The organism is Micromonospora sp. Llam0 (assembly GCF_003751085.1).
Classification (GTDB): domain Bacteria; phylum Actinomycetota; class Actinomycetes; order Mycobacteriales; family Micromonosporaceae; genus Micromonospora_E.
In genome coordinates this window covers 300,108-318,800 of record NZ_RJJY01000001.1, presented here as the reverse complement: position 1 = coordinate 318,800, position 18,693 = coordinate 300,108, and the positions used below count along the sequence as shown (strand labels likewise).

Genomic DNA, 18,693 nt, shown 5'->3' with positions numbered 1-18,693 from the left:
CTGCATCGTTCTATATTTGTAGCCAAATTCCTGGCACCCGGACGCATGGCAACCATCGGTATGCACGAACAGGCGAGAAAGTGAAACTCGATCGCATTCCGCCGACTCCCACCGTCGTCATTCCTGACTCTCGACCCGAGGAGGAAGCGATGGACAGCCGCCCATCGGAAATGATCTCAGACCCTGTGTTCGCCGATAGAGCGAACCGTCGCCGGTCGACGGTCGGCGCCGTTCTGGCAGCGGCGCTGGCCATGGTTCTGGTGATCGGCAACACCTCCGGCGCCGACGCCGGAGCCCGACAGGCTCCGGACGAGATCGGCGGCGTCACCGCCATCGCCGCCGGCTGGGGGCACAACCTTGGCCTACGCCCGGACGGCACCGTCATCGCCTGGGGCTGGAACGACTCCGGGCAACTCGGCAACGGCGACCGCGGCTGGTACCAGAGCGAGACCCCGGTGCAGGTGTGTGCCGTCGGCCAGACCGCACCCTGCACCCAGTTCCTCACCGGCGTGATAGCCATCGTGGCGGGTGAGTACTACAGCCTTGCCCTGCTCCGGGACCGGACCGTCGTCGGCTGGGGCGACAACACCGCTGGGCAGCTCGGCGACGGCACCACCGACATCCGCACCAGCCCGGTACGGGTGTGCGCGGTCGGCCAGGTCGCACCCTGCAGTCAGCTGCTCAGCGGGGTCCGAACCCTGGCAGCAGGCGAGTCACACAGCCTTGCCCAGTTGACCAACGGCGCTGCTGTCGCCTGGGGCAGCAACTATCTCGGGCAGCTCGGCGACGGCACCACCACCGACCGCCTCACCCCGGTACGCGTATGCGCGGTCGGCCAAGTCGCACCCTGTAGCCAGTTCCTGACCGGAGTCAGGTCCCTCGCGGCCGGCCGGCTGCACAGCCTGGCGGTGGTGGACAGCGCGCTGGCGCTCGCCTGGGGTCGGAACTATTCCGGGCCCCTCGGCGACGGCACCACCATCGACCGCCTCACCCCGGTACGGGTGTGCGCGGTCGGCCAAGTCGCACCCTGCAGCCAGTTCCTGAACGCGGTCCGGGCCGTGGCAGCTGGCCATGGGCACAGCATGGCGCTGCTCGGCAACGGCAGCGTCGTCACCTGGGGCGGCAACTCCGGAGCGCTTGGCGACGGCACTACCATCAGGCGCCTCACCCCGGTACGGGTGTGCGCGGCGGAGCAGATCGCGCCCTGCACGCAGTACCTGTACGGGGTCCGGCACATCGATGCCGGCTCGGGCTACAGTTTGGCGCAGCTGAGCAGCGGTGGTGTGCTGGCCTGGGGCTGGAACAGATGGGGCCAGCTCGGTGACGGCACCTACTACCTTTTTCGGCTGACTCCGACCCGGGTGTGCGCGGTCGTGCAGGTCGCGCCCTGCACGCAGTACCTGTCCCTGATCAGGGCCATCGCCGCCGGGACCGATCACAATCTCGCACTACAGGTCGACTACACCGTGGTCTCCTGGGGCGGAAACTACTACCCGGAAATCCGCTCGTAGCCGGTGCCGTTGGGGCGGGAGCGGCCCGGTCGCGGACTCCTGCCACGACCGGGCCGCTGTGACTCTGGCCGGAACCGGTGGCGGTCAGGCCGGCTCGTAGGTCATGCAGTCGGCCGTCTCCCGGCTCGGCCCGACCCGGATCGCCGGCGCCCGGCACTCCAACTCGGCGTTGAACCGGCAGTCGGCACGCTTGCAGGCACCAACCTGGGCGATCACCGCGTCGAGGCCGCCCTTGGACGAGATGTCGAAAAAGGTGGTGCAGCTGGCGCTGTCCGCCTCGGTGCCGATGGTGATGGCGAAGGCGTGACAGCCCTCGTGCTGGTTGTACGCGCACTCCACGGCGGTGCACTCCTGCACCCGGGGCATCTCCATCATCGCGGTCATGGTGGTCCTCCTAGCTCGGCAGCATCCGGCAGTGGCAGCGTCTAGCCACTGTGGGAAAACCGTAGTCCACTGCGATCGAATATATGGCGCTTATTCATTTCTCGCAATTTTGGGAACCCTTACCTAACACCATCCGAAGTCATTTCGGATACCCTTGCCTAACCACCCGGGGGACGCCGTCGGATGCGGATATCCGGCAGCGGGCTAGTCTGGTGCGGGTGAACGCTCGCCTGCCGTACCGCCGATCGTCGCGCCGCGCGACCGCCGCGACCGCCGCCGCCAGCCTGACCGCCCTGCTGCTCGCCGGCGGCTGCGCGTTCGGCGAGCCGGAGCCGGACCAGGCCGGCGCGCCCCCCACCTTCCCCGCCCCCACCGAGACGCCGACCGGCGGCGGCGTCGACCAGCAGGTGGCCGTCACCGTGCTGGCCAGCGGGCTGGCGGTGCCGTGGGGGGTGGCGTTCCTGCCGGACGGCGCCGCGCTGGTCACCGAACGGGACAGCGCCAAGATCCTGCAGGTCGGGCCCGGTTCGAGCCCGGACGGGCTGGACGTCACCGAGATCCAGACCATCGACCAGGTCGACGGCGGCGGCGAAGGCGGCCTGCTCGGCATCGCCGTCTCCCCCGAGTACGCCACCGATGAGACGGTGTTCATCTACTACTCCACCGCCGAGGACAACCGGATCGCCCGACTGACCCTGGGCGGCGAACCGGAACCGATCGTCACCGGCATTCCGCTCTCCGGCATCCACAACGGCGGCCGGCTCGCCTTCGGGCCCGACGGCTTCCTCTACGCCACCACCGGCGACGCCTCGGACACCGGCCTGTCCCAGGACCAGGAGAGCCTCGGCGGCAAGATCCTGCGGATGACGCCGGGCGGCGAGCCGGCCCCCGGCAGCCCGTTCCCCGACTCGCTGGTCTGGTCGCTGGGCCACCGCAACGTGCAGGGCATCGCCTGGGACGGCCAGGACCGGCTGTACGCCACCGAGTTCGGCCAGAACCTATGGGACGAGATCAACCTGATCGAGCCGGGCGAGAACTACGGCTGGCCACAGGTCGAGGGCGAAGGCGACGACGGGCGATTCGTCGACCCGCTGGTCGTCTGGCCGACCGAGGAGTCCTCCTGCTCCGGGGCGGCCGTGGTGGAGCGAATCCTGGCCGCCGCGTGCCTGCGCGGCGAGCGGCTGTGGCTGGTCGAGCTGACCGAGTCCGGTACGGTGTTCGGCCAGCCCCGCGCGCTGCTCACCGGGGAGTACGGTCGGCTGCGCACCGTCGTGCAGGCACCGGACGGCTCGGTCTGGGTGACCACCTCGAACCAGGACGGCCGGGGCGAACCGGCCCCGGAGGACGACCGTATCCTGCGGCTGGTCTTCGCCGACGGCGGAGCCGGGCGCAGCTGATCCACCCGCCTCCCCACCATCCATCAGGCAGGCATGATCTCACCATGAGCGACGAGCAAACGGCCGACCGGAGCCGTCCCGGCCAGCAGCCGGGCCGACCGGATCAGCAGCCCGGCCGACCCGGGCGACGGCTGGCGCGTGCCGGGCGGCGGCTCGGCTCCGTCAGCCGTACCGCTGGTCGCGGATTCGGGCGGGCTGCCCGGTCACGGGCTACCCGGCGGATCGGCGTGGCGCTCGCAGTCGCCGCGGTGAGTCTGGCCGGGGTCGTCATCGGCGTCCTGCTCGGTGCCCGCGCCGACGTCGACATCGGCCCGTTCCGGGCCGAGATGTCGGTGACCCCGGCGATGGACGGCGGCACCACCATGGCCATCCCGCCGCTCGGCGCGCTGCACGTCGACAGCCACGAAGGGCCGGTCCAGCTCTCCATCCGGCTCGGCTCCCTCGACCAGGTCCGCACCCTCGCCCTGCTCGACGACCCGAACGCGATCACCCGGGCCAGTCAGACCGTGGTCGGCGACGTCACCGAGGGCGTGCTGCGGCTCGGTATCCGTACCATCGCGGTCGCCGTGCTCACCACCTTGATCCTCGCCGCGCTGGTCTTCCGCGACACCCGCCGGGTCGCCTGGTCCGGCACCCTGGCGCTGCTGATCACCGGCGGCAGCATCGGCGTCGCGGCGGCGACCATCCGGCCGGAGTCGATCGAGGAGCCACGGTACGAGGGTCTGCTGGTCAACGCCCCGGCGGTGGTCGGTGACGTGCAGCGGATCGCCACCAACTACAGCCAGTACGCCGAGCAGCTGCAGCACATCGTCAGCAACGTCAGCCGGATCTACACCACCGTGTCGACGCTGCCCGTCTACCAGGCGGCCGAGGGCAGCACCCGGGTACTGCACGTGTCGGACATGCACCTCAACCCGACCGGCTGGTCGGTGATCCGCACCGTGGTCGAGCAGTTCGACATCGACGTGGTGATCGACACCGGGGACATCACCGACTGGGGCAGCGAGCCGGAGGCGAACTACGTCGCCTCGATCGGGCTGCTGGAGGTTCCGTACGTGTTCATCCGCGGCAACCACGACTCGATCCGCACCCAGGAGGCGGTGGCCGGCCAGCCGAACGCGATCGTGCTGGACAACGAGGTCACCGAGGTCGCCGGGCTGACCATCGCCGGCATCGGCGACCCCCGGTTCACCCCCGACAAGCAGACCAGCCCGGCCGACGGCGGGCTGTCCAAGCCGGCCACCGACCAGGTGATCGGGGTCGGCGAACAGCTCGCCGCGACCATCCGGGGCACCGACGAACCGGTGGACATCGCCCTGGTGCACGACCCGGTCTCGGCCGGCCCGCTGTCCGGCACCACGCCGCTGGTGCTGGCCGGGCACACCCACAACCGGGAGGTCCGGATGCTCGCCGAGATCCCCGGTGAGCAGCCGACCCGGCTGATGGTGGAGGGTTCGACCGGCGGGGCCGGACTGCGCGGTCTGGAAGGCGAGGAGCCGACGCCACTGGCCATGACGGTGCTGTACTTCGACGCCGAGCACCAGTTGCAGGCGCACGACGACATCCGGATCGGCGGCACCGGCCAGGCCCAGGTGACCCTGGAGCGGCACGTCGTCGCCGGCCCGGAACCCGAGCCGGATCCGTCGGCGTCGCCGTCCGGTTCCGCGGTACCGGATCCGTCCGCGACCCCGACTACCACTCCGTCCACGGTCCCGGAACCCAGCCCGTCCTGACGCGCGCCCACCCCGCTCGACGCCCGCCCACCCCGCTGGACGCGCGCCCACCCCGCGATCTAGAAGGATTTGGCCGGTATATCGACCACGATCCTTCTAGATCGCGTCCCGTCAGAGCCTCACCGGCTCCCCGGCCCGCGCCGCAGCATGGTTCGCGCCGCCTATTTTTGTGGATCTGAGGTACCGGTGGAGCCTGATGCCGGAGGTGAATCAAGATGCACCTGTGGCATCAGGTCGCCAAAGGGCACCTGGGCCCCAAGGGCCGGCCCTGGCCGGATGACCGCGCCGGGGCGGCGCAGCGCCGCCGCGCGGACCATCACCATCATCATCTGGCCGTCCCGGTTGCCGTGCAGTCGGGTGCCGAGCAGGTGAATCCATTCGATGTTCGGGTGGGCGGCATCGGCGCGGACATGGATGACCCGCAGCCGCAGCACTCCGTCTCCGTTGAGATAGTCGGACGCGCCGATCTCGATGGTGTCCCACGGCTGCACCAGGGGCGATTTCCCGGTCTCAGTCATCGCTGCCTGCCCCGGTGGTCGGGCCGGCGGTGAGCCAGATGCCGACCGAGGCGAGCAGCCGACGAATGGTCCGGGCGGCGTCACCGTCGTACCGGTCCAGGTAGGCCACCGCGAGCCGCAGCGCCGGGCAGCCGACGGTGCCGCAGCGCGGGCAGCCGGAGACCGGGTCGGGCAGGTGCATCGCGGCCAGGTGGCGGGCGCGGGCGATCACCGGGTGGTTGACGTAGCCGGGCACGGCACTGCCGGTCGGCACCGACATCCAGCCGAGTACGCCGTGCCGGCGCACCGCACCGGGCTGAGGAACCACGTCGGGTTGACGAACCGCGCCGGGTTGATGCACCACACCTACCGAGCGCAATTGATCTTTGCCATTCATCTTTGCGCCATGTGTCCCCCATCGGGACAACGATGGACGCCTTTTAGAATTTCCCACTCCTCCACCCTGGACTTCTGCACCTCCTCTATGGAAGATGGGATTCGACCTCGTAGCAACAACATCCGTCACGGGGCAACCCCTGCCCACCACAAAGCAATTCTGTAGAGAGCTGGAGGAAACGAATGTCTGGAGCAGCGAGCGCATATCTGATAGCGGAGCTCCGCCGCCGCCGCGAGTTGGCCGGGCTCACCCAGGAGCAGTGGGGCGCCGCCCTGCACTGGTCGGCCCAGCACGTCAGCGCGGTCGAGCGCGGCGCCCGGCCGATCCGGCTCGACTACCTGGCCACCATCGACCGGGTCTTCAACTGCGACTACTCGACCCTCTGGGAGCTGCTGCTGCGCACCGAGCGGGCCCCGGTCTGGCTGCGCCCGTGGCTGGAGCACGAGCGGGAGGCGATCATGCTGCGCTGCTACGAACCACTGCTGGTGCCCGGCCTGCTGCAGACCGAGGCGTACGCCCGCATCATCCTCACCCACGCCGGGGTGGCGATCGACGACGTCGACACCACGGTCGGCGACCGGCTCGGCCGGCAGGAGATCCTGCACCGGGCCGAGCGGCCGTGCCGCTTCGTCGGGGTGATCGACGAGGCGGTGCTGACCCGGGCGGTCGGCGGCCCGGCGGTGATGCGTGAGCAGGTCCTGGCGCTGATCGCCACCTGCGACCGGCCCAACGTCTCGATCCAGGTGGTGCCGGCCGGGGTCGGCGCCTACCCGGGGCTGAACGGCCCGTTCACTCTGGCCAGCCTGGACGGCCGGGCGGCGGGCTTCGTCGACGGGCCGTTGGAGGGCCAGACCATCGAGTTGGAGGCCGATCTGACCAGACTGGAGCATGCCTGGGAGTCGCTGCGGGAGTACGCTCTGCCCAGCGAGCAGTCCGTGGCGTTGATGCAGGAGGCAGCCGACAGATGGGCATGACGACCGATCCTCGACCGGCCTGGCGGACCAGCAGCCGCAGCAACGGCACCGGCGGCAACTGTGTCGAAGTCGCCGACAACCTGCCCGGCCGGGTCCTGGTCCGCGACAGCAAGGACCGCACCGGCGGCACCCTCACCTTCTCCCCCACCGCCTGGCAGACCTTCGTCAGCCGCACCGGCCGGTAGCCCGACCGCCAGGCCGCGCAGCAGCCGGTGCGACCACTGACAGCCGAGTGACACAGGAGGTACCTCGCCGCGACGGCGTGAGGTACCTCCTGTGTCACTGAGCAGAGGCCAGCCCTGCGGTGGTCAGCCCTGCGGTGGTCAGCCCTGCGCGCCGAGGCGGGACAGGATCAGCTCCCGGACGGTACGCGCGTCCGCCTGGCCCCGGGTCGTCTTCATCACCGCGCCGACCAGCGCCCCGGCCGCCGCTACCTTGCCGTCGCGGACCTTCGCCGCGATGTCCGGGTTGGCGGCGATCGCCTCGTCGACGGCGGCGGTCAACGCACCGGTGTCGGAGACGACGCCGAGACCCTTCGCGGTCATCACCTCGGTGGGCGTGCCTTCTCCGGCAGCCACCGCCTCCAGGACCGTACGGGCCAGCTTGTCGTTGAGCTTGCCCGAGTCGACCAGCCCCTGCAGCTCGGCGACGTGCGCCGGGGTGACGCCGAGCGCGGTCAGCTCCACACCGGACTCGTTGGCCCGGCGGGCCAGCTCACCCAGCCACCACTTGCGGGCACCGGCCGGGGTGGTGCCGGCGGCGATGGTCTGCTCGATCAGCTCGACCGCCCCGGCGTTGACCACCGACTGCATGTCGTGGTCGGTCAGCCCCCACTGCTCCTGCAGCCGCTTGCGGTGCACCCGGGGCAGCTCCGGCAGGGCGGCCTTCAGCTCGGCCACCCAGGCGGCGTCCGGGGCGAGCGGCACCAGGTCCGGCTCCGGGAAGTAGCGGTAGTCGGTGGCGGTCTCCTTGGACCGGCCCGACGTGGTGTCGCCGCTGTCCTCGTGGAAGTGCCGGGTCTCCTGCACGATCCGGCCACCGGTGTCGAGCACCGACGCCTGGCGCAGCATCTCCGCGCGTACCGCCCGCTCCACCGACCGCAGCGAGTTGACGTTCTTGGTCTCGGTGCGGGTGCCCCACTCGGTCTGCCCGACCGGGGTCAGCGAGGTGTTGACGTCGCAGCGCAGCGAACCCTGCTCCATCCGTACGTCGGAGACGCCCAGCGAGCGGATCACGTCCCGCAGCTCGGTGACGTACGCGCGGGCCACCTGCGGTGCCCGGTCACCGGTGCCGGGGATCGGCTTGGTGACGATCTCCACCAGCGGGATGCCGGCCCGGTTGTAGTCGACCAGCGACTCGGTCGCCCCGTGGATCCGCCCGGTCGCGCCGCCGACGTGCAGCGTCTTGCCGGTGTCCTCCTCCAGGTGCACCCGCTCGATGCCGATCCGCACCGTCTCGCCGTCGACCTCGACGTCGAGCCAGCCGTCCACGCACAGCGGCTCGTCGTACTGGCTGATCTGGTAGTTCTTCGGCATGTCCGGGTAGAAGTAGTTCTTCCGGGCGAACCGGCACCAGTCGGCGATCGAGCAGTTCAGCGCCAGCCCGATCCGGATCGTCGCCTCGATCGCCGCCTTGTTCGCCACCGGCAACGAGCCGGGCAGGCCCAGGCAGACCGGGCAGACCTGGGTGTTCGGCTCGGCGCCGAACCCGGTCGGGCAGCCGCAGAACATCTTGGTGTTGGTGCCCAGCTCGACGTGCGTCTCCAGGCCGATCACCGGCTCGTAGCGGGCGACGACATCCTCGTACGTGGGCAACGCGGTCGTGCTCATCTCACAGCTCCAACTCTCGGCGCGGCACCGACCGCACCAGCCTAGTGTCCACCTGGGTTCCGCTCATCGACCCGGCCGGTAACCGAGCGCCACGAGAGCCTGCCGGGTGTCGTCCCACCATCGCCGGTACGCCGGCACCTGCTGCAGCCTGTTCAGATCGACCAGCTCGCCGAGCTGGCCGAGGTGGTCCCCGACTGACCTGCTGACCCGACGCATCACGTCGTTGAGGATCTTCTTCGGGTCGTCGATCTGCTCCACCTGACGTGGACGCCCAGGCAGGCCCATCTCGGTATCGGTCCACCGGACGCCGAGGGCGTTGCGCAGTGCCTGCCCGTCGGCGAGCAGCCATGCCTCGGTTTCCCGGACCGGCACCACCGCGACGAGTTGCTCCCGACGGTCGGCCCAACGCTTCCGGAGCGGTTCCACCCACTCCCGGTGTACCCGTTCGGCGTTCGCCCCCTGGTCGCGGTGGAAGAAGACAATGGTGAACCCACCGTCGCTGCGGTCGACCATGCTGACCACATCATCGATACCTGCCGGCGCGGTCCGGTCCCGCAGCGGTTGTACGTCAGCGACGTACACCGTCTCATCGAACTCGTTCAGGCACAGTTCTTCCAACGAGCGCGCCAGGAGGCGGGGCAGGAAGCGGTCATCGCTGAGACCTTCGGATATCAGTGCGGTCGAGAGGTAACGCATCAGCGGTCCAGCGTCTCCAGAACCTCGAATTCGGCGATCTCGGCCTTGCTGACCACGCCGCTGGGATCTTCGAGATCCAGCGCCAGCTCATCGCTACCGATGCGACGGCTCCGGGTGATCCGGCTGCGCGGCTCGCCCCTGCGCACCCGGGTCACCACGTCCAGGTAGACCGCATCGAGCCGTCCTCCGTCCTGGCCGCGTTCCAACGCCCGCAGGATCGCAGGCGAGTGGCTGCTCAGAATCAACTGGGTCAGGCGATGGCCGTCCGCTTCGTCGCGCGGCTCCAACGACCGTTCGACCAGGGCCCGCAGATACCGCACGAACTGGGCAAGCCGCTGCGGGAAGATGCCGTTCTCCGGCTCCTCGAAGCAGATCAGCCCGGCCCCACGCGGATCGTAGAGCGCGGCGAGCAGCGCGATCGCCCGCAGCGTCCCGTCGGACGCGACCCGGGCCGAGAACGGTGCCTCGTCGCGGGTGACCACTTCGACCTGACGCTGCCGACGCGCCTCGTCCTCGGCGAGCCGGACCCCAACTACTCCCGGTATCACTTCGGATACGTCGGCGGAGAGGTCGTTCAACGCGCCCTCCGGCCGGTCCTCGGTGCCCGTCGCGGCGGCCAGGTAGCGCAGTGTGTTGGCCAGGTGGGCACCGTTGGGCGCAAGGCTGTCCAGGTCGTCATAGGAATCCGGGGTACGCAGAGCGCTCGGGTCCAGATGCAGCAAACGCCACGACTGCAGCTCCCGCTTCAGCGCGTACAGCAGCGGGAAGTCGGTGGCGGTGGTCAAACTGGACAGCACGGTCGCCGTCGCCGCCGTCGCCGGCAACCTTCGTTCACGGCCCTTCACCGCTGGAGAAAGGCTGAAGACAGCGCGCCCCTGCTCGTCGCGCTCGGTCTCCAGCAGCTCCCGGCCACCGCCGCGGTAACTGGCCACCTGCTTCCATCGCGGGATCAAGGCCCGCAACGCGTCGTCGTCGGACTTGGAGATCCGGTACGCCGCCTCCCGCAGCACGTACGGTCGGCGGGACCCGCCCGGACCGGCCGACCGCAGCTCGATCGCCAGCTCGTAGCGCAGCCGGGAGTGGTTGACCTCGGCGGTGTCGCCGAACGCGTCGGTCACCGACGGCCCCAGCAGCACCTCGACGGCGAAGGTCATCACCGGCATCTGGGTGCCGTCGGTGTGCCGATGGAACAGATCGGGAACTTCCCCGCGCATCTGCTGAGCGGCCTCCAGCAGCGCATCATCGGCGAGCCGGGACAGGAACTGGATCGCGTCGAACAGGTTCGACTTGCCGGCCGCGTTCCGCCCGATGATCACGAGAAACGGCGGCACGTCCAGCGTGAAGTCGCGGAACGACTTGAAGCCGTCGATCTCGATCCGGGTCAGCACGTCGCGGCTCAGAGCTCCGGCGGGGTGAGGGTGCCGACCGCCGACTCCAGGGCCGCCGCGACCCGGTACATCCGGTCGTCGGCCATCGTCGGCGCCATCACCTGCAACCCGACCGGCAGCCCGTCGGCCAGCCCGCACGGCACCGAGATGGCCGGGCCGCCGTACAGGTTGGTCGGGATGGTGAACAGGTCGGCCAGGTACATCTGGTACGGGTCGGCGGTGCGCGCCCCGAGCGGGAACGCCACGAACGGCGTGGTCGGCGAGATCAGCACGTCGACCTGCTCGAACGCGGCGGTGAAGTCGCGGGTGATCAGGGTACGGACCTTCTGCGCCTGCCCGTAGTAGGCGTCGTAGTAGCCGCTGGACAGCGCGTACGTGCCGAGCATGATCCGCCGCTTGACCTCCGGACCGAAGCCCTGGTCGCGGGTCAGCGACATGACCTCTTCCAGCGACCGGTTGCCGTCGTCGCCGCTGCGCAGCCCGTACCGGACGCCGTCGTAGCGGGCCAGGTTGGACGAGCATTCGCTCGGCGCGATCAGGTAGTACGCCGGCAGCGCGTAGTCGAAGTGCGGGCAGGAGACCTCGACGACCTCGGCACCGAGCTTGGTCAGCGCGTCCACGGCGTCGCGGAACGCGGCCAGTACGCCCGGCTCCACGCCCTCGCCGGTGGCGAACTGGGTGACCAGGCCGAGCCGGACCCCGGTCAGGTCTCCGGAGGCACCGGCGCGGGCCGCCTCGACGACCGGCGGCACGGCGGCCGGGATCGAGGTGGAGTCGCGCGGGTCGTGGCCGGCGATCGCCTCGTGCAGCATGGCGGCGTCGAGCACGGTCCGGGCGCACGGGCCGGGGGTGTCCAGCGAGGAGGAGAAGGCGATCAGCCCGTACCGGGAGGTGCCGCCGTAGGTCGGCTTGGCGCCGACGGTGCCGGTGACCGCGCCGGGCTGGCGGATCGAGCCGCCGGTGTCGGTGCCGATCGCCAGTGGAGCTTCGTAACCGGCGACCGCGGCCGCGCTGCCACCGCCGGATCCGCCGGGGATCCGGGTCAGGTCCCACGGGTTGTACGTCGGCCCGTACGCCGAATACTCGGTCGACGAACCCATCGCGAACTCGTCCATGTTGGTCTTGCCGAGGATCGGCATGCCGGCGGCGCGCAGCCGGGCGACGATCGTCGCGTCGTACGGTGGCCGCCAGCCGTCGAGGATCTTCGACCCGGCGGTGGTCGGTACGCCCTTGGTGGTGACGACGTCCTTGACCGCGATCGGTACGCCGGCCAGCGGGCCGAGCGGCTGCCCGGCGGTGCGGGCGGTGTCGACGGCCTGCGCGGCGGCGAGCGCACCGTCGGCGTCGACGTGCAGATAGGCGTGCACCCGTTCGTCGACGCCGACGATCCGGTCCAGGTGGGCGCGGGTCACCTCGACGGCGCTGGTGTCGCCGGCGGCGATCAGCCCGGCCAGCTGCGCGGCGGTCATCCCGGTGAGTTCGGACATGACTCAGACCTCCTCGTCCAGGATGCGCGGCACCCGGAACCGGCCGTCCTCGGCGTCCGGGGCGGCGGCGAGCGCGGCGTCCCGGTCCAGGCCGGGGACGACGACGTCGTCGCGCAACACGTTGGTCAGCGGCACCGAGTGCGAGGTGGGCGGGATGTCGTCGGCGGCGACCTCGCCGATCCGGGCGACGGACTGCAGGATGACGTCGAGCTGGCCGGCGAACGTCGCCAGTTCGTCCTCGGTCACGGCCAGCCGCGACAGTCGCGCCAGGTGCGCGACCTCCTCGCGGGAGATGGCGGCCATCTGCGCCCCCTTCGTACGGTGATCGAACGGTTGGCCCGGATCCTCGCGCTGCGCGCGCACCGGGCCGGACCCGACGAGTCTATTTCTCCGGCGGGCCGGCCGAGTCATCGGGCGGGCCGGGCGGGTCTGCCGGCGCGTCTGGGGAGTCGTCGGACGGGCCGGGTGGGACGCCGCGCGGGCCGGGGACCAGCGGACGGTACCGGGCCAGCCAGCTGACCAGCTCGTCGGCGGGCATCGGCCGGGCGTAGAACCAGCCCTGGGCGACGTGGCAGCCGAGCGCGGACAACCGCCGCCAGGACGCGTCGTCCTCGACGCCTTCGGCGACCACCCGCAGCCCGAGCGCCCGGGCCAGCTCGATCACCGAGCGGACGATGGCCGCGTCGTCGGTGTCGGCGGCCATGCCGAGGACGAACGAGCGGTCGATCTTGACTTCGGACAGTGGGAGCCGGCGCAGGTGCTGCATGGACGAGTAGCCGGTGCCGAAGTCGTCCAGGGCGATCGCCACCCCGATGGCATCCAGCCGGGAGATGGTGGCCAGCACCCGCCGGGGGTCGGCCATCAACGCCCCCTCGGTGATCTCCAGCTGGAGCTGGTCCGGTGACAGGTTGTAGCGGGTGAGCCGGTCGGAGATCTGGTCGGCGATCTCACCGGTGTGCAGGTCCCGGACGCTGACGTTGACTGCGGCGCGCAGGGTGACCCCGGCCGCGGCCCATTTGGCGATCTGCTCGACGACGTCGTCGACGACCCGGCGGGTGAGCAGGCGCATCACGGCACTCTGCTCGGCGACCTTGATCAGCTCTTCCGGGTCGACCATGCCCCGGCGCGGATGCCGCCAGCGCAGCAGCGCCTCCACCCCGACCACCTCGCCGGTCGCGATCTCCACCTGCGGCTGGTAGTACATGGTGATCTCGCCGACGTCGTCGACTTCCCGGCCGGGGTCGGCCGCGTGCGCGCCGTTGACGTCGAGCACCCGGCGCAGGTCGGCGAGGAGGCTGAGCCGTTCCGGCGTGTTGTGGTCCGACTCGGCGGCGTAGACGGCGGTGCCGTCACCGGTGTCCTTGGCGTCGTACATCGCGACGTCGGCGTGCTGCAGCAGGGTGGCGAAGTCCCCACCGTGCTCGGGGTAGAGGGCGATGCCCACCGATCCGCCGACGTCCAGCGGCAGCCCGTCCAGGGCGACCGGCTCGGCGAGCGCGGTCACCACCTGTTCGGCGATCTCCCGGGCCTCGTCCGCGCCGGTGAGCCGGGTGGCCAGGATGGCGAACTCGTCACCGCCGAGCCGGACCACCAGGTCCTGCGGCCGGACCACCATGGCCAGCCGCAGCCCCACCTCGACCAGCAGCCGGTCGCCGACCAGATGCCCGAGCGCGTCGTTGACCCGTTTGAAGCGGTCCAGGTCAAGCAGCAGCAGTGCCATCCGGGAGTCCGGCGCACCGCGCCGGAGCGCGTCGGCGTGTGCCGGCACCTGATCGGCGATCTCGACGATCAGTGCCTTGCGGTTGGCCAGCCCGGTCAACGGGTCCAGCCGGGCCGACCGTTCCTGCTCGCTGGCCAGCGCGGCCATCCGGTAGACCGCGTACAGCGGCACCAGCACCAGTGGGATCAGCGCCGGGTCGACCTGCCCGGCGACCACCAGCACCGGCCCGAGCAGCAGCAACGATCCGGTGGAGGACAGCTCGAAGCCGATGCCACGGCGGGCCGACCGCCACCACCGGCCGCCGAAGCGCAGCCGGATCGCCAGGGTGACCGTGCTGTAGTTGACCGCCGACCACGCGGCCGCCGCGCCGACCGCCACCGCGACGTCGCTCCAGGCCAGCTCCGCGGTGCCGGCGAAGACGCCCGGCCCGGCCAGCCCGGCCACCGCCGCCGCGGCGGCGAGCGCCAGCGCGTACTGCGAGCTGTTGAACAGGGCCCGCCACGGCACGTGCCGGGCCCGCCAGGCGAAGACCGCCACCGCGACGGCCTGCACCGCGACCGCCGGACCGAGGCCCCAGGCGAGCAGGATGGCGAAGGTGAAACAGACCGACGGGAAGACTTCGGATCGGCGCCGCCGGCCCGGTGGGGTGAACGGTCGGGCGTCGCCGACCACCGCGAGCAGGGCCATCAGCCAGAATGCCGCCGGCAGGTCGGAAATCTGGGCGGGCAGGTTCAGCAACGGTACGGCGCAGACGGCGAGCGCGGCGGCGGTCACGCCGCCGACAAAGCCGAAGAACCCGGGCGCGCGTTCCGAAGGAACGGAGTTCCGCAATGCCGCGGCCTCCATCTGCCCTCCCGTCGCGCTCCCGTGGCCCGCTTCGCCGACTCAGCATGAGCCGCGCGTCCCGCCGACGTCCTACACCTTAAGGACGGACGGCCGGCGGGGCAGGAGCGAAGCGCGGTCGTGACTGATTTGAGACGCGGTCGGCGAATGCCCGATGCGGGGATTCCCGGCCGCGTAGAGAAATGGCGTCCGCCAATTGTCGGAGCTCCGGCGATGGTCCGGGCCGGCCGGCGCCGGGTCGCCGCTAACTGGCGACGGCGGGCTGGTCCGGTTCGTTGACGGCGACCGCCCGGGCCGCGTCCACCCCTTCCTCGAGGAGCACGCCGAAGCCTGCCTCGTCGAGCACCGGGACACGCAGTGAGACGGCCTTGTCGTACTTCGATCCCGGGCTGTCGCCGACCACCACGAAGCCGGTCTTCTTCGACACCGACCCGCTGACCTTGCCGCCACGGGACTGCACCGCCTCGGCCGCCTCGTCGCGGGAGTAGCCGGCGAGCGAACCGGTGATCACGACGGTGACGCCGACCAACGGGCGCGGCACCTGGTCGTCACCGGCTTCCTCGACCATCCGCACGCCCGCCGCGCGCCAACGCCGGACCACCTCCTGAGCGTGCGGGGCAGCGAACCAGTCGGCGGCGGCTGCGGCGATCACCGGACCGACCCCGTCGACGTCGACCAGTTGCTCCTGGCTCGCGGCGGCGATCGCGTCGATCGAACGGAACTCGCGGGCCAGCGCCTGGGCGGCGACCGGGCCGACGTGCCGGATGGAGAACGCGACGATGATCCGCCACAGCGGCCGTTGTTTGGCCTCGGCGAGGTTGACCAGCAGTTTCTTCGCGTTCTCGGTGAGCTCCCCGCTCTGGTTGCAGAAGAACTCGACTCCGGACAACCGGTCCGCATCAAGATCGAAAAGGTCGCCGATGCTCTGCACGGCACCGGAATCGACCAGGGCGATCGCGGACCGCTCCCCCAGCGCCTCGATGTCGAGAACACCTCGACCGGCGATGTAGTCCAGCTTGCGGGTCAACTGTGCCGGGCAGTCGAGATTCGGACACCGGATATCGGCGTCACCTTCTTTTTCGTAGCGCAGCTCGGTGCCACACTCCGGGCACTCGGTCGGCATCACGAACTCGCGCTCGGCACCGGTCCGCAGATCGACGACCGGGCTGACCACTTCGGGTATGACGTCGCCCGCTTTCCGCAGGACCACCATGTCGCCGATCAGCACCCCTTTGCGGGCCACCTCTCCGGCGTTGTGCAGGGTGGCGAAGCCGACCGTCGAGCCGGCCACCTTGACCGGGTCGAGCACCGCGTACGGGGTGACCCGCCCGGTCCGCCCGACGTTGACCTTGATGTCGAGCAGCCGGGTGTTGACCTCCTCCGGCGGGTACTTGTAGGCGATCGCCCAACGCGGGGCGCGACTGGTGGAGCCGAGACGGCGCTGGACCGACACCTCGTCGATCTTGACCACCACGCCGTCGATCTCGTGCTCCACCTCGTGGCGGTGCGAGGCGAAGTGGGCGATGAAGTCACGCACCCCGTCGCGGTCACCGACCACCTGCCAGCGTTGGCTGATCGGCAGCCCCCAGTCGGCCAGCTGCCGGTACGCGTCGGACTGGCGTACCGGCTCGAATCCCTTGCGCGCCCCCAGACCGTGCACCACCATGCGCAGCCCGCGTCCGGCGGTGATCCGGGGGTCCTTCTGCCGCAGGGAGCCGGCGGCGGCGTTACGCGGATTGGCGAACGGCGCCTTCTCCTGGGCGACCAGGCTAGCGTTGAGCTCGTCGAACGCGGCCACCGGGAAGTAGATCTCGCCGCGCACCTCCAGCAACTCGGGCGCCTCACCGGTCAGCCGCTCCGGGATCTGCCGGATGGTCCGCACGTTCGGGGTGATGTCCTCGCCGACCCGGCCGTCGCCCCGGGTGGCCGCCCGGGTCAGCACGCCCCGCTCGTAGGTGAGGTTGACCGCGAGGCCGTCGACCTTCAGCTCGCACAGGTAGTTGACCGGGCCACCGGCGTCCCGCTCGACCCGGTCGACCCAGGCGGTGAGCTCGTCGTCGTCGAAGGCGTTGTCCAGGCTCATCATCCGCTCGGCGTGGTTCACCGGGGCGAACTGGGTGGCGTAGGCGTAGCCCACCCGCTGGCTGGGCGAATCCGGCGTGCGCAGCGACGGGTGCCGCTCCTCCAGCTGGTTCAGCTCCCGGATCAGCAGGTCGTACTGCCCGTCGGAAATCTCCGGCGCGTCGAGGACGTGGTAGCGGAACTGGTGGCGATCGATCTCCTCGGCGAGCGTGGCGTGCCGCTCCCGGGCGGCCGCGTCGGGCTCCTCACCGGCCTGCGCCTGCTGGGCGGCGCTGACCTGCTGCGGAACGACTTCCTCGGACACCGGCTGACCTCCGTGTTCAGATCTACCTGCGCACCGTATCGGTCGGCACCGACATTCGCGGATACCCGCCGGCGGGCCGGCCGCAGTCACCCGCGTGCCGGGCCGACTGCGGTCACCCGCGTGCCGGACCGGTCACTCGCCCTGGACGAGGTTGAACACGGCCACCCCGGCGCACCACAGGAAGCACAGCACGAAGACCACCACCAGCACGGCGACGATCAGCCCGCGGTACATCCGCCACCAGCCGCGCCGACCGGCGGCCGGGTCACCGTCGCTGTCACCGTGGTAGCTCATCGCCACCAACGGTAACCGCTGTTTCCCACCCGGCGCGCCGTTCCGCCGGCCGGGATCAGCCCACGGCCAGCCGGGATCAGCCCTCGGCCAGCCGCCGGCCGGCGTCGCGGCAGGCGGCGAGCGCCGCCCGGGCGTACGGAACGGTCGCCCCGGCCAGCCCACACGCCGGGGTCACCACCACCTGGGCGGCGGCCCGCTCCGCCGGGAAGCCCAGCTTCGACCAGAGGGTACGGACCTGTCCCGCCGCCCGCGCCGAGGTCGGTGCCGCCGCGCCGGCCGCTTCCCCGGTCGCCGGCACCACCCCGGCGAACAGCCCCATCCCGGCGTCGATCGCCTCACCGACCGGGTCCAGGTCGGTGAGCAGGTCCAGGTCGGCGGCGACCGCGACGGCTCCGGCGGCCCGCAGCAGACCCACCGGCACGCCGGCGGCGCAGCAGTGCACCACCACCGGCACACCGACGCCGGAGATCACCTCGGCGAGCAGGTCCCGGACGGTGCCGGCGGCGACCGCCCGGTAGGTGTGCAGACCGCTGTCGGTCCGCAGCGTCCCGGCCAGCACGGCGGGCAGCGAGGGTTCGTCGAGTTGCAGCAGCAGCCGCGCACCCGGCACCCGGCGGGACACCTCCGCGACATGCTCCCGCAGGCCCTCGGTGAGCGAGGCGGCCAGGTCACGTACGGCACCGTGGTCGCGGACCAGCCGCCCGCCGAGGCCGACGTCGAGGCTGGCAGCCAATGTCCACGCCCCGGCGGCCTGCAGCTTGACCGGCCCGGTGTAGCCGTCGGCCTGCTCGGTCAACTGGTCGAGGTCCCGTTCCCGCAGGTCGAGTGCGCGGCGCAGGTCCCGGCCGGGTCGGGCGGCGACCCGCCACCGACCGGCGTACAGCTCGACTGGCAGGTCCACCAGGAAGGTGGCACCGCGCCCGATCATCTCCGCCCCCGGCCCACGGGCCGGCAGCTCGGGCAGGTGCGGCAGGCCCGGCAGTTCACCGAGGACGATCCGTTGCGCCTCGGCGACGTCGGTGCCGGGAAGCGATCCGATCCCGCTGGCGGCACCCGGCGGCCAGGGCCACGGTGTGTCCGCCGCCGGGGCGGCCGGCGCCGGTTCCGGCAGGTCGTTCGCGTCGGTCACGGCAGGTCACTCGCGTCGGTCACGTCCG

17 protein-coding genes are annotated in these 18,693 nt (G+C 71.0%); 5 read left to right on the top strand and 12 right to left on the bottom strand.

What is annotated here, in order from left to right:
* The first annotated feature begins 251 nt into the window (after positions 1 to 251).
* Positions 252 to 1,511, top strand: coding sequence for a hypothetical protein (locus tag EDC02_RS01555; protein WP_158632018.1), 1,260 nt, complete (start codon positions 252 to 254; stop codon positions 1,509 to 1,511).
* Between the two features lie 84 nt (positions 1,512 to 1,595).
* Here EDC02_RS01555 and EDC02_RS01545 read toward each other — a convergent pair whose 3' ends face one another.
* On the bottom strand, positions 1,596 to 1,895 hold the full coding sequence (locus EDC02_RS01545; RefSeq protein WP_123600394.1) for a DUF1540 domain-containing protein: 300 nt from the start codon (positions 1,893 to 1,895) through the stop codon (positions 1,596 to 1,598).
* Positions 1,896 to 2,125: 230 nt separating this feature from the next.
* Here EDC02_RS01545 and EDC02_RS01540 point away from each other — a divergent pair, with 230 nt between their 5' ends.
* Together EDC02_RS01540 and EDC02_RS01535 are read left to right on the top strand one after the other, a co-directional pair.
* Positions 2,126 to 3,292, top strand: a complete 1,167-nt coding sequence (locus EDC02_RS01540) for a sorbosone dehydrogenase family protein (RefSeq protein ID WP_370461504.1) — start codon at positions 2,126 to 2,128, stop codon at positions 3,290 to 3,292.
* 44 nt (positions 3,293 to 3,336) lie between these two features.
* Positions 3,337 to 5,025 carry a metallophosphoesterase gene (locus EDC02_RS01535; protein ID WP_123600392.1) on the top strand — a complete coding sequence of 563 codons (1,689 nt, stop codon included), beginning with the start codon at positions 3,337 to 3,339 and terminating at the stop codon, positions 5,023 to 5,025.
* Positions 5,026 to 5,186: 161 nt separating this feature from the next.
* Here the strand turns inward: EDC02_RS01535 and EDC02_RS01530 are convergent, their stop codons facing one another.
* Positions 5,187 to 5,543 carry a hypothetical protein gene (locus EDC02_RS01530; protein ID WP_148083301.1) on the bottom strand — a complete coding sequence of 119 codons (357 nt, stop codon included), beginning with the start codon at positions 5,541 to 5,543 and terminating at the stop codon, positions 5,187 to 5,189.
* On the bottom strand, positions 5,536 to 5,850 hold the full coding sequence (locus EDC02_RS01525) for a hypothetical protein (protein ID WP_148083300.1): 315 nt from the start codon (positions 5,848 to 5,850) through the stop codon (positions 5,536 to 5,538). The genes EDC02_RS01530 and EDC02_RS01525 overlap by 8 nt, the downstream gene beginning before the upstream one ends.
* Before the next feature lie 251 nt (positions 5,851 to 6,101).
* Here EDC02_RS01525 and EDC02_RS01520 point away from each other — a divergent pair, with 251 nt between their 5' ends.
* On the top strand, positions 6,102 to 6,893 hold the full coding sequence (locus tag EDC02_RS01520) for a helix-turn-helix transcriptional regulator (protein ID WP_123600389.1): 792 nt from the start codon (positions 6,102 to 6,104) through the stop codon (positions 6,891 to 6,893).
* The gene (locus EDC02_RS01515; RefSeq protein ID WP_123600388.1) at positions 6,884 to 7,078 is read left to right on the top strand and encodes a DUF397 domain-containing protein; all 195 of its coding nucleotides are present in this window, start codon (positions 6,884 to 6,886) and stop codon (positions 7,076 to 7,078) included. The genes EDC02_RS01520 and EDC02_RS01515 overlap by 10 nt, the downstream gene beginning before the upstream one ends.
* Before the next feature lie 138 nt (positions 7,079 to 7,216).
* Here the strand turns inward: EDC02_RS01515 and gatB are convergent, their stop codons facing one another.
* The 9 genes from gatB to EDC02_RS01475 all read right to left on the bottom strand — a co-directional run bounded on the left by gatB (position 7,217) and on the right by EDC02_RS01475 (position 18,647).
* The gene (gene gatB, locus EDC02_RS01510) at positions 7,217 to 8,722 is read right to left on the bottom strand and encodes an Asp-tRNA(Asn)/Glu-tRNA(Gln) amidotransferase subunit GatB (protein ID WP_123600387.1); all 1,506 of its coding nucleotides are present in this window, start codon (positions 8,720 to 8,722) and stop codon (positions 7,217 to 7,219) included.
* Positions 8,723 to 8,785: 63 nt separating this feature from the next.
* Positions 8,786 to 9,418, bottom strand: coding sequence for a DUF4276 family protein (locus tag EDC02_RS01505; RefSeq protein ID WP_123600386.1), 633 nt, complete (start codon positions 9,416 to 9,418; stop codon positions 8,786 to 8,788).
* A complete protein-coding gene (locus tag EDC02_RS01500) occupies positions 9,418 to 10,806 on the bottom strand; it encodes an AAA family ATPase (RefSeq protein ID WP_158632017.1) in 1,389 nt (462 codons plus the stop codon). The genes EDC02_RS01505 and EDC02_RS01500 overlap by 1 nt, the downstream gene beginning before the upstream one ends.
* 8 nt (positions 10,807 to 10,814) lie before the next feature.
* Positions 10,815 to 12,293: an Asp-tRNA(Asn)/Glu-tRNA(Gln) amidotransferase subunit GatA gene (gatA, locus tag EDC02_RS01495; RefSeq protein WP_123600384.1), complete on the bottom strand. Its 1,479-nt coding sequence runs from the start codon at positions 12,291 to 12,293 to the stop codon at positions 10,815 to 10,817.
* A gap of 3 nt (positions 12,294 to 12,296) precedes the next feature.
* A complete protein-coding gene (gene gatC / locus EDC02_RS01490; protein WP_123600383.1) occupies positions 12,297 to 12,596 on the bottom strand; it encodes an Asp-tRNA(Asn)/Glu-tRNA(Gln) amidotransferase subunit GatC in 300 nt (99 codons plus the stop codon).
* 79 nt (positions 12,597 to 12,675) lie between these two features.
* Positions 12,676 to 14,859: a bifunctional diguanylate cyclase/phosphodiesterase gene (locus EDC02_RS01485; protein WP_123600382.1), complete on the bottom strand. Its 2,184-nt coding sequence runs from the start codon at positions 14,857 to 14,859 to the stop codon at positions 12,676 to 12,678.
* Positions 14,860 to 15,100: 241 nt separating this feature from the next.
* Positions 15,101 to 17,242 (bottom strand): NAD-dependent DNA ligase LigA, encoded by a 2,142-nt coding sequence (gene ligA, locus EDC02_RS01480; RefSeq protein ID WP_123600381.1) that lies wholly within the window; start codon positions 17,240 to 17,242, stop codon positions 15,101 to 15,103.
* A gap of 132 nt (positions 17,243 to 17,374) precedes the next feature.
* Positions 17,375 to 17,536 (bottom strand): hypothetical protein, encoded by a 162-nt coding sequence (locus tag EDC02_RS40000; protein WP_158632016.1) that lies wholly within the window; start codon positions 17,534 to 17,536, stop codon positions 17,375 to 17,377.
* Between the two features lie 76 nt (positions 17,537 to 17,612).
* Positions 17,613 to 18,647, bottom strand: a complete 1,035-nt coding sequence (locus EDC02_RS01475; protein ID WP_123604393.1) for a methionine synthase — start codon at positions 18,645 to 18,647, stop codon at positions 17,613 to 17,615.
* Positions 18,648 to 18,693 lie beyond the last annotated feature (46 nt).

Bases quoted from the DNA above. Each gene is read 5' to 3' on its own strand.
- EDC02_RS01555 (WP_158632018.1), top strand. From the start codon at position 252: ATGGTTCTGGTGATCGGCAACACCTCCGGCGCCGACGCCGGAGCCCGA.
- EDC02_RS01545 (WP_123600394.1), bottom strand. From the start codon at position 1,895: ATGACCGCGATGATGGAGATGCCCCGGGTGCAGGAGTGCACCGCCGTG.
- EDC02_RS01535 (WP_123600392.1), top strand. From the start codon at position 3,337: ATGAGCGACGAGCAAACGGCCGACCGGAGCCGTCCCGGCCAGCAGCCG.
- EDC02_RS01530 (WP_148083301.1), bottom strand. From the start codon at position 5,543: ATGACTGAGACCGGGAAATCGCCCCTGGTGCAGCCGTGGGACACCATC.
- EDC02_RS01520 (WP_123600389.1), top strand. From the start codon at position 6,102: ATGTCTGGAGCAGCGAGCGCATATCTGATAGCGGAGCTCCGCCGCCGC.
- EDC02_RS01515 (WP_123600388.1), top strand. From the start codon at position 6,884: ATGGGCATGACGACCGATCCTCGACCGGCCTGGCGGACCAGCAGCCGC.
- gatB (WP_123600387.1), bottom strand. From the start codon at position 8,722: ATGAGCACGACCGCGTTGCCCACGTACGAGGATGTCGTCGCCCGCTAC.
- EDC02_RS01505 (WP_123600386.1), bottom strand. From the start codon at position 9,418: ATGCGTTACCTCTCGACCGCACTGATATCCGAAGGTCTCAGCGATGAC.
- gatA (WP_123600384.1), bottom strand. From the start codon at position 12,293: ATGTCCGAACTCACCGGGATGACCGCCGCGCAGCTGGCCGGGCTGATC.
- gatC (WP_123600383.1), bottom strand. From the start codon at position 12,596: ATGGCCGCCATCTCCCGCGAGGAGGTCGCGCACCTGGCGCGACTGTCG.
- EDC02_RS01485 (WP_123600382.1), bottom strand. From the start codon at position 14,859: ATGGAGGCCGCGGCATTGCGGAACTCCGTTCCTTCGGAACGCGCGCCC.
- EDC02_RS40000 (WP_158632016.1), bottom strand. From the start codon at position 17,536: ATGAGCTACCACGGTGACAGCGACGGTGACCCGGCCGCCGGTCGGCGC.